A 12272-nucleotide genomic window follows, 5' to 3' on the forward strand; every position below is an offset into this window, starting at 1 on the left:
CATTCTAGCTACTGGAACTAGGTTAAATAAAAGCGAAGACAAATTTTCTTGTCTTCGCTTCTTGTATTTGTGTTTCAACGTATTGATTAAAACTAGATAAAAGGGTTACAATAGTGAATATTACCCTACTTGAACTTATTGCCTTTCATTATTAATTATTTGCCTTCCGTATTTTTTCCCTTTACCCATGTGAAAAGAGAATAACGTTAAAGTGTGGTGTCTGAATGAATTTGTCAATTGCAGCATTAGAAAACATGAAATTAAAAGAGTTATACGAGCTTGCGAAAGAATTTAAGATTTCGTATTATAGCAAATTAACGAAAAAAGAGTTAATCTTCGCTATCCTAAAAGCTCGAGCAGAAAAAGAAGGTTTCTTCTTCATGGAAGGCGTATTAGAAATTATTCAATCAGAAGGATTTGGATTCCTACGTCCTATCAACTATTCTCCAAGCTCAGAAGATATTTATATCTCAGCTTCGCAAATTCGTCGTTTCGATTTACGTAATGGAGACAAGGTTTCTGGTAAAGTACGACCTCCGAAAGAAAATGAACGCTATTTTGGATTATTACAAGTTGAAGCTGTAAACGGAGATGATCCAGAGTCAGCAAAAGAGCGTGTGCATTTCCCTGCATTAACACCATTATACCCAGATCGCCAAATGAAATTGGAAACGGAACCGAAAAAGTTACCGACACGCATCATGGATTTAATCGCACCAGTTGGATTTGGACAACGTGGTTTAATTGTCGCGCCTCCAAAGGCTGGTAAAACAAGTCTATTAAAAGAAATCGCACACAGTGTTACAACAAATCACCCGGAAGCTGAATTAATTGTACTTTTAATTGATGAGCGTCCAGAGGAAGTAACAGACATCGAACGTTCTGTTAAAGGAGATGTTGTAAGCTCTACTTTTGATGAAGTGCCAGAAAATCATATTAAAGTAGCGGAACTTGTGTTAGAACGTGCAATGCGTCTTGTAGAGCACAAAAAAGATGTTATCATTTTAATGGATAGTATTACCCGTTTAGCGCGAGCTTACAACCTTGTTATTCCGCCAAGTGGTAGAACATTATCGGGTGGTATCGACCCAGCTGCCTTCCATAGACCGAAGCGTTTCTTTGGAGCTGCACGTAATATTGAAGAAGGCGGTAGCTTAACGATTTTAGCAACAGCGCTTGTTGATACAGGATCTCGTATGGACGATGTAATTTACGAAGAATTTAAAGGAACTGGAAATATGGAACTTCACTTAGATCGTTCATTAGCTGAGCGTCGTATCTTCCCGGCAATTGATATTCGCCGTTCTGGTACACGTAAAGAAGATCTATTAATTCCGAAAGAGCATTTAGACAAGCTATGGGGTATTCGTAAAACAATGCGTGATACACCAGACTTTGTCGAAGGTTTCTTACGTAAACTTCGTCAAACAAAGACAAATGAAGAATTTTTACAAAACATTGTTGCAGACTCAAAAAGATATGTAACAACTAAGTAAAGGGAAACGATTGGGACTCGCTTATTTTGTGGTAAGCGAGTTTTTTATGTTTTTTAAGGGAATATTAGAGAGAGTAATATATGGGAAAAATTTTATTTTTTGAGATGAAAATTATATTTGGGTCGAGAGTTTGAAGTGTCCTGGATTCTAAACGAGCCGCTTGCGCTTTTAAATTTTAAAAAGACAAAAACAGGTAGTTGCAAAATGGAGTTAGCCTTGTTATAATTTCATCATATGTGTTTCATCAATATAGTTGTGTAAGCAGCTGAAGATGAAAAACTCTGTTTCGAAAATGATTCAGGGCGGAAGGAGATGAAAAGAATGAAAGCAGGAATCCATCCAAATTACAATAAAGTTGTATTTATGGACACGAACACAGGCTTCAAATTCTTAAGCGGGTCTACTAAAGGCTCTAGCGAAACTGTTGAGTGGGAAGATGGTAACACTTATCCATTACTAAAAATTGAGATCAGTTCTGATTCTCACCCATTCTACACTGGACGTCAGAAGTTTGCTACTGCAGACGGACGTGTTGACCGCTTCAATAAGAAATACGGTATCAAGTAATAAAGAACATAAAACAGGCAAGTGTATGTATTCGCTTGTCTGTTTTTTTTGCAAAAATATTAAACCTTTACCCTACTTTGGATTAGGAAAGTAGATGAAAGGAGAGCTCAATGTACTTAATGAATCAAAATGGTTGGATTGAAGTGATTTGCGGGAGTATGTTTTCTGGAAAATCAGAAGAGCTCATCCGCCGTATACGCCGTACGCAATTTGCGAAACAACATGCGATTGTATTTAAACCATGTATTGATAATCGTTATAGTGAAGAAGATGTTGTATCACATAATGGATTAAAGGTTAAAGCAGTTCCTGTTTCAGCTTCAAAAGATATATTTAACCATGTAACAGAAGAAATGGATGTTATTGCAATCGATGAGGTACAATTTTTTGATGGGGACATTGTGGAAGTGGTGCAAGTATTGGCAAATCGTGGCTATCGTGTCATTGTAGCTGGATTAGACCAAGATTTCCGTGGTCTACCATTTGGACAAGTTCCTCAGCTGATGGCGATTGCTGAACATGTAACTAAGTTGCAGGCAGTTTGTTCTGCATGCGGATCTCCTGCAAGTCGTACGCAACGTTTAATCGATGGAGAACCAGCGGCATTTGATGATCCAATTATTTTAGTTGGGGCTTCAGAATCGTATGAACCACGTTGTCGTCATTGTCATGCAGTACCTACAAAACAAAGATAAATGAAACTCGCTATGTAGAGCGGGTTTTTTTCGAAAATAAATGAAGATTGTTGGACGGCTCTTCGTACAGCTAAGAACTTTAGCAGTCAGAGCTGAGCAAGCCGCTTACGGTTTTAAATATTATCTAGCTTCAGCGGCTAGAATCTCCGGTCATTTCACTCTCTCGCTCGAAGCAAAGAGCGCTTCAAGGTCGAGAGTTCCAATGTCCTGCGATTCTGAGCGAGCCGCTTACGCTTTTAAATATAATTTGCGTTTTTTTGATTAAGTACCATATACTATTTGTATTAGATACTAGGATGTAGAGGTGAATGGTGTGTTAGATCGTTTGCAAGCTGTAGAAGATCGTTATGAGAAGTTAAATGAATTGTTAAGTGACCCAGAGGTTATTAGCGATACGAATAAGCTTCGTGAGTATTCAAAGGAACAATCTGATATGCAGGAAACGGTAGAGGTGTACCGTGAGTATAAAGATGTTCGTGAGCAATTAAGAGATGCAAAAGCAATGTTAGAAGATAAGTTAGACGCTGATATGCGTGACATGGTAAAAGAAGAGGTTTCTGAATTAGAAGGACAAGATAAAGAGTTGTCAGAGCGTCTGAAAATTTTACTTGTTCCAAAAGACCCTAATGATGATAAAAACGTTATCGTTGAGGTTCGTGGTGCTGCTGGTGGTGACGAGGCGGCTTTATTTGCTGGTGATTTATATCGTATGTATAGCCGTTATGCTGAGGTACAAGGTTGGAAAACTGAAATTATCGAAGCGAGCTATACAGAGTTAGGTGGATATAAAGAGATTATCTTTATGATTAACGGTAAAGGTGCTTTCGCGAAGCTAAAATTCGAGAATGGTGCTCACCGTGTACAACGTGTTCCTGAAACGGAATCTGGTGGACGTATTCATACATCTACAGCAACTGTAGCTGTATTACCAGAGGCAGAAGAAGTAGAAATTAGTATTCATGAAAAAGATGTTCGTGTTGATACGTTTGCTTCTAGTGGTCCTGGTGGACAAAGTGTTAATACAACGATGTCAGCGGTACGTTTAACGCATTTACCGACTGGTGTAGTTGTATCGTGTCAGGATGAGAAATCACAAATCAAGAATAAAGAAAAAGCGATGAAAGTATTACGCGCACGTGTTTATGATAAGTTTAGACAAGAAGCGCAAGCTGAGTATGATCAAAACCGTAAACAAGCTGTTGGTACGGGTGATCGTTCAGAGCGTATTCGTACGTATAATTTCCCGCAAAACCGTGTTACAGACCATCGAATCGGTTTAACGATTCAAAAGCTAGATCAAATCTTACAAGGTAAGTTAGATGATTTCATCAATGCCTTAGTGATGGAAGATCAGGCTCAAAAGATGGAGGCAGCTGAGTAATGCGTGTCTATGAAGCCCTGAAATGGGCTTCTTCTTTTTTACAGGAAAATGGACGAGATGAAAATGCGGGAGAATTTGTCCTTTGTCATGTATTAAAGACGAACAGAACCGGAATGCTCATGAATATGCGTGAAGAAATAACTGTGGAACAAGAAACAAGTTTTACGGAGTTTATTCACAAGCATGTAGAAGGTATTCCTATTCAATATATGATTGGTTATGAAATGTTTTATGGACGGTCGTTCTTTGTGAATGAAGAAGTATTAATACCAAGACCGGAAACAGAAGAGCTTATAGTGGGAGTGTTAGAAAGAATCGAGCGTCATTTCGGTGATGAGAAACTGCATGTGGCGGACATCGGTACAGGTAGTGGAGCGATTTCTATTACGCTTGCTTTAGAAAATAAAAATCTTCATGTGTATACGGTAGATATTGCACAAGAGTCGATTGAAGTTGCAAAAGAAAATGCAAAAACTTTGGGCGCTGAAGTAACATTCTATCATGGTGATTTATTGTCACCATTTTATAAAACAGGTCAAAAGTTAGATGTTGTTGTTTCAAACCCCCCATATATACCGGAAGAGGATTGGCGTGGCCTTTCTCCTGTGGTGAAAGAGCATGAGCCAAAGAGAGCACTTGTTGGCGGTGAAGACGGATTAGATTTCTATCGCCGTTTTATGGAAGAGTTGCCGAATGTGTTGCAGAAGAAAGCGATTGTGGCATTTGAAATTGGAGTAGGGCAAGGTGAGGATGTAAAAGGGTTGTTACAACAAGCTTTTCCACATGCTCATGTTGAGGTTGTTTTTGATATTAATGGAAAAGATCGTATGGTATTTGCAGAGATGGAGTAAGGTTCACACCTTACTCTATTTTTTTGTGGAAAAATTTATATAGATTTTGAATTTAATAGTTTAGAAAGATGAAAGTCTGTCCACACTGTTTGTAGAAGGGACGGTGGAGGAAATGAAAAAACAAGTTATTGCTTATCTTCTTCTATTATTAATTGGTGCACAGTTGCTTGTGCAGTTTGGATATATGAAAGCTGATGCGAAAGGGCCTTCAGTTATTCCGAAAGAGGCCGTTCGATTACGAATTTTAGCAAATAGTGATTCAGATAAAGATCAGGCGTTAAAGCGCAAAGTGCGTGATGAAGTAAAAGCACAAATTGATGGATGGGTAGCGGATTTAACTTCTTTTGAAGAGGCACGTAAAGTCATTCAAAGTCATATTCCAGAAATCGAAAAAACAGTGGCAAATACGTTGAAAAAAGAAGGAAGTAAAGATTCATTTCAAGTGAAATTTAGTAAGAATGTAAAGTTTCCTACAAAGGTATATGGGAATTTTATTTATCCAGCAGGGGAATATGAGGCGGTATTGATTACAATTGGGGAAGGTGAAGGGGCAAACTGGTGGTGTGTATTATTTCCACCGATGTGTTTCTTAGATTTTTCAAGTGGTACAGCTGTAAGGAAGGAAGAACATGTTGTGAAGGCTGAATCTCCTGAAGAGGGGGAGGTTAAGGAGCAAGATGAGGAAGTAGTGGATGTACCAGAGAAGAAAGAGGGTAAAGTGAAAGAAACGAAAGTTGTAAAGCAGGAAGTCACAAAAAAAGTAACAGCTTCTGAAAAGAAAATAGTAAAAAATGAAACGAAAGTAGAAGAACAACCTGTAAGTAAAGAAGAAACAAAAACTGTGGACAAAGTGGGGAAACCTGTGGAACAAAAGCAAGAAAAACAAAATGAGTATGTAAAAGTAGAGGAGGAAGAAGAAAAGCCAGAAGTTAAGTTATTTGTTGTAGAAGCTTTTACATCTTTATTCTCTAAATAGTACTATTAGTAGGTACCTTCTCATATATAAAAAAGAGGAGGGATTTACTATGAAGAAAGTATATTTTGCTAAGAAAGCAGATGTGGAAAGATTGCATTCTTTTTTCGGACAAGCTAATAAAAAAGATGATAAAATAAATGAGTTGTACGCGCAATTTATGATTTTGGAAGAGGCGGAAGAAATACGGGCTGTTATCGGATATGAACAAAGTGAAGAACACGCACTGATTCGTTCTTGTTTATTCACACCTAATGTGGATAAACAGACTTTCTTATATTTTTTTGAAATGTTTTTGCAGTATATGAAAGAAAAAAATATTCGACAATTGTACTTACTAACAAATCATCCACAATCTATAACAATCTTTCAGTTTTTTGACTTTGTTACTATAGAGAAAGAAAACGTACCAGAGGGAATTCGACAGTTAGAACATTTTTGTAAAAATATAAAAGAGCCAAATGCAATAATACTAAATTGTCAGCTATTCACAAAGTTATCCACGGATTAATTAGGTTTATCCACATTTTGTGGATAAACCTTGTTTGTCTTTTGGATAAATCTCATAGTAAACTAAAAATAGACAAGTATTTCAGGGTAGAAAAGGACGTGGGAAAAAATGCATACAAATATGTGGGTTGTGGATAATGTTGTGGAAAGAAAAAAATATTATCCACAGTTACAAGAAGCAGCAAAATTATTAAGGGAAAACGAGGCGATTGCCTTCCCTACAGAAACGGTATATGGACTAGGCGCAAACGCGATGAATGATGAAGCAATCGCGAAAATTTTTGAAGCGAAAGGAAGACCGAGTGATAATCCACTTATTGTCCACATCGGTACAAAATCACAGTTAGATGGGATTGTGAAAGAAATCCCGCCAGTTGCAGAGAAGTTAATGGAGCATTTTTGGCCAGGCCCGTTAACAATTATTTTACCTAGAAAAGAAGGCATTTCAGAGAAGGTGACGGCAGGACTTAATACGGTTGGAGTAAGAATGCCTGATCATCCAGTAGCGCTTGCTCTTATTGAAGAGGCAAATGTACCTGTTGCAGCACCGAGTGCGAATCGTTCTGGGCGCCCAAGTCCGACACTAGCTTCTCACGTATATGAAGATTTAAATGAGAAAATTGCAGGTATTGTAGATGGTGGTGCAACAGGAGTAGGTGTTGAATCGACTGTAATTGATTGTACGAGCGCTGTTCCAACGATATTACGCCCAGGTGGGATTACGAAAGAACAATTGGAAGCGGTAATCGGTACTGTTTCTTTAGATCCGGCTTTAAAGGACGAGAAGGAAAAACCGAAATCACCTGGAATGAAATATACACATTATGCACCGAAAGCGCCACTGAGTATTGTGGAAGGTTCACGTGAATTTATTCAACGCCTTGTGGATGAGAAGAAAGAAGAAGGGTTCAAAGTAGGTGTATTAACGACAGAAGAGTATCAGCATGTATATAGTGCGGAGGTTGTATTATCTTGTGGTGTTCGAAGTGATTTAGCTAGCGTTGCGACTAAATTATATGATGTTCTTAGAACGTTTGATGCAAGTGAAGTGGATGTTATTTTTAGTGAATCATTCCCGAATGAAGGAATAGGGAATGCCATTATGAATCGCTTAACGAAGGCGGCAGGACATCAGGTTATTACTGAATCATAAGGTACGATTAGCAAACCGAATATTTCTCCTCGGATAAGCATATTTTGAAGTAGCACGTCCGAGGAGGGACATGAATGACGTTTGAACAGCTAATACCTTTAACAATTATGGCATTCGCCCTAGGGATGGATGCGTTCTCGGTGAGCCTTGGTATGGGAATGATGACCTTAAAAGTAAGACAAATCCTGTATATCGGTATGACGATAGGGATATTTCATATTATCATGCCATTTATAGGGATGGTATTAGGTCGTTTTTTATCAGAGCAGTATGGAGATGTTGCACATTTTGCAGGTGCTATTTTATTAATTGGACTAGGATTTTATATTGTATATTCATCTATTTTGGAGAATGAAGAGACTAGAACGGCCCCTATTGGAATTAGTTTATTCGTATTTGCATTTGGTGTTAGTATAGATAGTTTTTCAGTAGGCCTTAGTCTTGGTATTTACGGGGCGCAGACACTTATTACGATATTACTTTTTGGATTTGTTAGTATGTTATTAGCGTGGCTTGGTTTATTAATTGGTAGGCATGCGAAAGATATGCTCGGCACATATGGCGAGATAGTAGGCGGTATCATTTTAGTTGGATTTGGATTATATCTCCTTTTTCCTATATAATTTTAAGGAGGAGGGCGTTATGAACAAGCTATTGGAATGGTATATTCGATTTGTAACTTTCTTTCCTAGATGGTTGCGACTGCTTGTTATTTGGGGTATTATTTTGCAAATTTCAATTTTAGGTTGGATGAAGTTAATTCGCGAATGGTAAGATAGCTCCTTTCTGTGCATAGTTTTATTTATACTATACTGATTGCGCTAAAAAATTACACATATAGAAAGGATGAGATGAATGACGAGATTGAAACAAGTTTTTGGTATTATTATTAGTTTTTTTGTTTTTTGGTTTAGTATGCTCGGTGTACAAATGTTTGCTGAGTTTTTAGATATTGAGTCATTGAAGTTTGTTGCGGGAAAAACGGAGGCGGCGCGTGCCTTTTATTCTCCGTATCCGTTTATAATCGTTTTTCTTATTACATTGCTTTCCCTATATTTCTTAGTAATTAAGCTTGGGAAACCGAAAAAAGAAAAAGTACCTACTTTAGAGGAAAAAAAGGAAGAATTACAATGATAAAATCCCCTGCTAAAAGGCAGGGGATTTTATGTTTGAGTGATGGAAGTAATTGAGTTATATTTGCTTTAAAATATATCCAGCTCCAGCGGCTAGAATGGTCGGTGGCTTCGCGTCTTCCTACGAGGCAAAAAGCGCCTCTACGTCAGAAGCTCCATCCTCCTCCCATTCTGGGCGAGCCGCTTCCGCTTTTAAACAGGCCTCACCAATTCAAATTGTTCTCCTAGTTTCGCGTAGTTGTGTCCTGCTAGGCGGCTTACTGGTTTTAGTCCTTCTGCATGAATGCGGCCGTTTTCGTATAGGTGTTCTGCGACGTGGAAACGAACGACGCGCCCGATTAGTAGATCGCAAGCTGGTGAGTCTTCTGTTCCGCCAAGAGGGATTGCGCGTTCTAGTACGCACTCCATTCGGATATTTGCTTCTTTTACACCTGGAACGGAGATGACATCACTTTCAATTGGTGTTAGTTTTGCTAGTTCAATTTCGCTCTCATTTGGCGGGAGGTTAGCCGCTGTTTCGTTAATTGCTTCTACGTAAGATTCATCAGAAATATGTACGACAAACTCACCTTTTTCAATTGCGTTTCGGGAAGTGTCTTTCGGTGTTCCTGCTTTTCGTTGTACAGAAACTGAGATAAGTGGTGGATTAGCAGCGACAATATTGAAATAGCTATACGGTGCTCCGTTTAATACGCCGTCTTTTGTTACAGAAGTAACGAATGCGACAGGGCGTGGAATGATACTTCCCGTTAATAATTTGTAATTCTCTTTTTCTGTTTGTTCGTTTGGATTAATGGATAACATGATTGAAATCCCCTTTCTAAATATGACGACTTATTGTTTGTTTACAAGATGTTAGTGGGAAACTCCTGCTGAAAATAATATTTTTATTACATGAAAAGAACTTACTTCAATCACAATGAAGTAAGTTCTGTCTAAATAATCTCGAATTCAAGATGAAAATTATAATAAAACGTATGCGCCAGGTCCGATTAAAGCTACACCAATCGCAACAGCGATTAACATTAAATTGTATTCATATCCGTTTTGTGTTACCCAGTAACCATTTTTTCCGTGAACAGTGAAGATTGCCATTAACATTGTTCCAACGATAAATAGTGAACCAATTGCAGTGAAAATACCTGATGCGAATAAGAAGCCACCTAATAATTCAGTTGCGCCAGCCATAAATGCCATGAATACACCAGGACGTAAACCGATTGACTCCATCCAGCCGCCTGTTCCTTTTAAACCGTAACCGCCGAACCAACCAAATAATTTTTGAGCACCATGACCCATGAATGTAATACCTATAATAAGACGAATAATAAGAAGACCGATATCCATCATTTCAAAAACCTCCTAAAAGTTATTAACTTACCTTATGTAAGTAATAATAAAATAGTTACTTACTTTAGTCAAGTGGGTTTCGAAAAAAGTTTGAAATTAATTTTACAAATTAGCGACAAAAAGCAAAATGTAGTGAAGACCTCTAGACAAGTTGGATAAAAAAAGAGAAAATATAAGTAGAAGTTAATTTCTTATTGTTATTCAGACAATCAGAATTGACTGGAATTTTGCAAAGAGCTACAATAAGAGTCTATTAGTAATGACGTAATTTATTTCGAAAGCGTTTTTACAGTATAATATTCGAAGTATGAAGTCTTACATGTATCCCGAGTTTTACTAGGGATTGCCCTATAAACTTTTAGGTAAATTATGAGGAGGACTATCCTATGTTTAAAAAATTATTCGGTTTTGGTTCAAAAACAAATGAAGAAACAATCGTAGCTCCATTAACTGGAGCAGTGAAAAATATTGAAGAAGTACCAGATCCAGTATTCGCTGGTCGTATGATGGGTGAAGGTGTTGCAATCGATCCTACTGAAGGCGTAGTTGTATCTCCAGTTGATGGTGAAATCGTACAATTATTCCACACGAAACATGCGATTGGAATTAAAGCGAAAAACGGTACAGAAATTTTAATCCACGTTGGATTAGAAACTGTAAAAATGGAAGGCGAAGGTTTCGAAGCTCACGTTTCTGAAGGCCAAGCTGTAAAAGCTGGAGATAAATTAATCTCATTCGACTTAGAATTAATCCGTGAAAAAGCGAAAAGCACAATTACTCCAATCGTTATTACAAACACAGATGCAGCTGAGTCTATTAAGACAACTGTAGGCGTAACAGCTACAAAAGGTTCAACAGAAGTAATGAAAGTTACAATGAAATAATTATTGTATAAGAGGAGTCCGTTTCATATGAAATGGATTCCTTATTTTGTTTTGTAGTACGCTTGCTATGTATGTTAAAATACTCTAGGCACTTGGAAATAGGGTTTCACATATATGTGGATAAGGCGCATTTTTCTTAGAAAAAATATAAGAGAAATGTGCCTTTCGTATATTCACATTTCTTTTGTTCTATTCTTATGTACGTTATGATGAAAGATAGGAAAAAGAAGAAAAGGGGTGGGTTTGGATGAAACGAGTGTTATTTATTTGCACTGGAAATACATGCCGTAGCCCGATGGCGGAGGCGTTACTTCGTCATCATGGAGAAGGTAAGTTTGAAGTGCAATCTGCTGGTGTTTTCGCCTATCCTGGAAGTGATGCGTCGATATATGCAAAGGAAGCTTTAGCTGAAAAGGGAATTACAATCGATCATGCTTCGCAGCAGATAAATGAAGCTTTGATTGATTGGGCAGATATTGTAGTAACAATGACGGAAAACCATAAGCAAATTGTACTTGGGCATTATCCGAGGGTTGAAAAGAAAGTGGATACATTATATGGAGTAACTGAGGGGATAAGTAAGGATATTTCAGATCCATTTGGCGGGTCACTTTCTATTTATAAAGAAACGTTAGAAGAGATGGAAAAACTTGTACAAACTTTACTGAAAAAACATTCAGAAGGTTGATGTTTCGTGTATAATACGATATTGGAGATCACTTCGTTCCATTAAGGTAAAGAGTGAGAAATGAAGATAATTGATTGAAACTTTGGAGGGGTAAAAATGAAAGTAGTAGTAGCATCTGATCACGGCGGTATGAATATCCGTAAAGAACTTGTAAGTTTATTAGAAGAGTTAAATATTGAATATATTGATTTAGGTTGTGAATGTGAAGCTGGTTCTGTTGATTACCCTGATTTTGCGTTTCCAGCAGCGGAAATGGTAGCGAATGGCGAAGTAGATCGTGGTATTTTAGTTTGTGGGACAGGCATCGGTATGTCAATTGCAGCAAACAAAGTAAATGGTATTCGTTGTGCATTAGTTCATGATACTTTCAGTGCGAAAGCAACGAGAGAGCATAATGATACGAACATGTTAGCAATGGGCGAGCGTGTAATTGGTGCAGGTCTAGCACGTGACATCGCAAAAATTTGGTTAACAACTGACTATGAAGGTGGCCGTCACGAAAACCGCGTAGGAAAAATTAAAACATACGAAACAAAGTAATAGATTCTAACTAGAAGTAGTATTAAATATAATTTGGTGAACCAACCTGTG

Annotated in this window: 16 protein-coding genes; 14 read left to right on the forward strand and 2 right to left on the reverse strand. The window is 37.7% G+C overall.

Annotation, left to right across the window (positions count from 1 at the left end):
* The first annotated feature begins 224 nt into the window (after nucleotides 1–224).
* The 11 genes from rho (at nucleotide 225) to MNO09_RS03090 (ending at nucleotide 8760) form a co-directional block, all read left to right on the forward strand.
* Nucleotides 225–1496 carry a transcription termination factor Rho gene (gene rho / locus MNO09_RS03040; protein WP_001053898.1) on the forward strand — a complete coding sequence of 424 codons (1272 nt, stop codon included), beginning with the start codon at nucleotides 225–227 and terminating at the stop codon, nucleotides 1494–1496.
* Between the two features lie 321 nt (nucleotides 1497–1817).
* Nucleotides 1818–2063: a type B 50S ribosomal protein L31 gene (locus MNO09_RS03045; protein WP_000643447.1), complete on the forward strand. Its 246-nt coding sequence runs from the start codon at nucleotides 1818–1820 to the stop codon at nucleotides 2061–2063.
* A 110-nt stretch (nucleotides 2064–2173) separates the two neighbouring features.
* Nucleotides 2174–2758 (forward strand): thymidine kinase, encoded by a 585-nt coding sequence (locus MNO09_RS03050; RefSeq protein WP_000281086.1) that lies wholly within the window; start codon nucleotides 2174–2176, stop codon nucleotides 2756–2758.
* Between the two features lie 313 nt (nucleotides 2759–3071).
* The gene (gene prfA / locus MNO09_RS03055; RefSeq protein ID WP_002096180.1) at nucleotides 3072–4139 is read left to right on the forward strand and encodes a peptide chain release factor 1; all 1068 of its coding nucleotides are present in this window, start codon (nucleotides 3072–3074) and stop codon (nucleotides 4137–4139) included.
* On the forward strand, nucleotides 4139–4990 hold the full coding sequence (gene prmC / locus MNO09_RS03060) for a peptide chain release factor N(5)-glutamine methyltransferase (protein WP_001267020.1): 852 nt from the start codon (nucleotides 4139–4141) through the stop codon (nucleotides 4988–4990). Before prfA ends, prmC begins: the two co-directional genes overlap by 1 nt.
* A 112-nt stretch (nucleotides 4991–5102) precedes the next feature.
* On the forward strand, nucleotides 5103–5966 hold the full coding sequence (gene spoIIR / locus MNO09_RS03065) for a stage II sporulation protein R (RefSeq protein ID WP_002203757.1): 864 nt from the start codon (nucleotides 5103–5105) through the stop codon (nucleotides 5964–5966).
* Between the two features lie 49 nt (nucleotides 5967–6015).
* Nucleotides 6016–6474, forward strand: a complete 459-nt coding sequence (locus tag MNO09_RS03070) for a GNAT family N-acetyltransferase (RefSeq protein WP_088107511.1) — start codon at nucleotides 6016–6018, stop codon at nucleotides 6472–6474.
* A 108-nt stretch (nucleotides 6475–6582) separates the two neighbouring features.
* The gene (locus tag MNO09_RS03075) at nucleotides 6583–7626 is read left to right on the forward strand and encodes an L-threonylcarbamoyladenylate synthase (protein WP_000557341.1); all 1044 of its coding nucleotides are present in this window, start codon (nucleotides 6583–6585) and stop codon (nucleotides 7624–7626) included.
* A gap of 74 nt (nucleotides 7627–7700) precedes the next feature.
* Nucleotides 7701–8249 (forward strand): manganese efflux pump MntP, encoded by a 549-nt coding sequence (locus tag MNO09_RS03080; protein ID WP_000142487.1) that lies wholly within the window; start codon nucleotides 7701–7703, stop codon nucleotides 8247–8249.
* A 19-nt stretch (nucleotides 8250–8268) separates the two neighbouring features.
* On the forward strand, nucleotides 8269–8400 hold the full coding sequence (locus MNO09_RS03085; protein WP_001037631.1) for a hypothetical protein: 132 nt from the start codon (nucleotides 8269–8271) through the stop codon (nucleotides 8398–8400).
* Between the two features lie 81 nt (nucleotides 8401–8481).
* Nucleotides 8482–8760 (forward strand): DUF3935 domain-containing protein, encoded by a 279-nt coding sequence (locus MNO09_RS03090; RefSeq protein WP_000197467.1) that lies wholly within the window; start codon nucleotides 8482–8484, stop codon nucleotides 8758–8760.
* 191 nt (nucleotides 8761–8951) lie between these two features.
* On the opposite strand, the gene MNO09_RS03095 is transcribed toward MNO09_RS03090, so the two are convergent.
* Both MNO09_RS03095 and MNO09_RS03100 read right to left on the reverse strand, forming a co-directional pair.
* On the reverse strand, nucleotides 8952–9563 hold the full coding sequence (locus MNO09_RS03095) for a flavin reductase family protein (protein ID WP_000949076.1): 612 nt from the start codon (nucleotides 9561–9563) through the stop codon (nucleotides 8952–8954).
* Between the two features lie 159 nt (nucleotides 9564–9722).
* Entirely contained in the window at nucleotides 9723–10109 is a 387-nt protein-coding gene (locus tag MNO09_RS03100) for a DoxX family protein (RefSeq protein WP_000968694.1), read from the reverse strand.
* 386 nt (nucleotides 10110–10495) lie between these two features.
* Here MNO09_RS03100 and MNO09_RS03105 point away from each other — a divergent pair, with 386 nt between their 5' ends.
* From MNO09_RS03105 to rpiB, 3 genes are all read left to right on the forward strand, one after another.
* Nucleotides 10496–10993, forward strand: coding sequence for a PTS sugar transporter subunit IIA (locus MNO09_RS03105; protein WP_000473647.1), 498 nt, complete (start codon nucleotides 10496–10498; stop codon nucleotides 10991–10993).
* Between the two features lie 247 nt (nucleotides 10994–11240).
* A complete protein-coding gene (locus MNO09_RS03110; RefSeq protein ID WP_000832348.1) occupies nucleotides 11241–11681 on the forward strand; it encodes a low molecular weight protein arginine phosphatase in 441 nt (146 codons plus the stop codon).
* Nucleotides 11682–11777: 96 nt separating this feature from the next.
* Nucleotides 11778–12221, forward strand: a complete 444-nt coding sequence (gene rpiB, locus MNO09_RS03115; RefSeq protein WP_000869917.1) for a ribose 5-phosphate isomerase B — start codon at nucleotides 11778–11780, stop codon at nucleotides 12219–12221.
* The last annotated feature ends 51 nt before the right edge of the window (nucleotides 12222–12272 follow it).

The organism is Bacillus sp. N5-665 (assembly GCF_022637375.2).
GTDB classification, from domain to species: Bacteria; Bacillota; Bacilli; order Bacillales; family Bacillaceae_G; genus Bacillus_A; species Bacillus_A wiedmannii.

Bases quoted from the DNA above. Each gene is read 5' to 3' on its own strand.
- rho (WP_001053898.1), top strand. From the start codon at position 225: ATGAATTTGTCAATTGCAGCATTAGAAAACATGAAATTAAAAGAGTTA.
- MNO09_RS03045 (WP_000643447.1), top strand. From the start codon at position 1,818: ATGAAAGCAGGAATCCATCCAAATTACAATAAAGTTGTATTTATGGAC.
- MNO09_RS03050 (WP_000281086.1), top strand. From the start codon at position 2,174: ATGTACTTAATGAATCAAAATGGTTGGATTGAAGTGATTTGCGGGAGT.
- prmC (WP_001267020.1), top strand. From the start codon at position 4,139: ATGCGTGTCTATGAAGCCCTGAAATGGGCTTCTTCTTTTTTACAGGAA.
- spoIIR (WP_002203757.1), top strand. From the start codon at position 5,103: ATGAAAAAACAAGTTATTGCTTATCTTCTTCTATTATTAATTGGTGCA.
- MNO09_RS03070 (WP_088107511.1), top strand. From the start codon at position 6,016: ATGAAGAAAGTATATTTTGCTAAGAAAGCAGATGTGGAAAGATTGCAT.
- MNO09_RS03075 (WP_000557341.1), top strand. From the start codon at position 6,583: ATGCATACAAATATGTGGGTTGTGGATAATGTTGTGGAAAGAAAAAAA.
- MNO09_RS03080 (WP_000142487.1), top strand. From the start codon at position 7,701: ATGACGTTTGAACAGCTAATACCTTTAACAATTATGGCATTCGCCCTA.
- MNO09_RS03085 (WP_001037631.1), top strand. From the start codon at position 8,269: ATGAACAAGCTATTGGAATGGTATATTCGATTTGTAACTTTCTTTCCT.
- MNO09_RS03090 (WP_000197467.1), top strand. From the start codon at position 8,482: ATGACGAGATTGAAACAAGTTTTTGGTATTATTATTAGTTTTTTTGTT.
- MNO09_RS03095 (WP_000949076.1), bottom strand. From the start codon at position 9,563: ATGTTATCCATTAATCCAAACGAACAAACAGAAAAAGAGAATTACAAA.
- MNO09_RS03100 (WP_000968694.1), bottom strand. From the start codon at position 10,109: ATGATGGATATCGGTCTTCTTATTATTCGTCTTATTATAGGTATTACA.
- MNO09_RS03105 (WP_000473647.1), top strand. From the start codon at position 10,496: ATGTTTAAAAAATTATTCGGTTTTGGTTCAAAAACAAATGAAGAAACA.
- MNO09_RS03110 (WP_000832348.1), top strand. From the start codon at position 11,241: ATGAAACGAGTGTTATTTATTTGCACTGGAAATACATGCCGTAGCCCG.
- rpiB (WP_000869917.1), top strand. From the start codon at position 11,778: ATGAAAGTAGTAGTAGCATCTGATCACGGCGGTATGAATATCCGTAAA.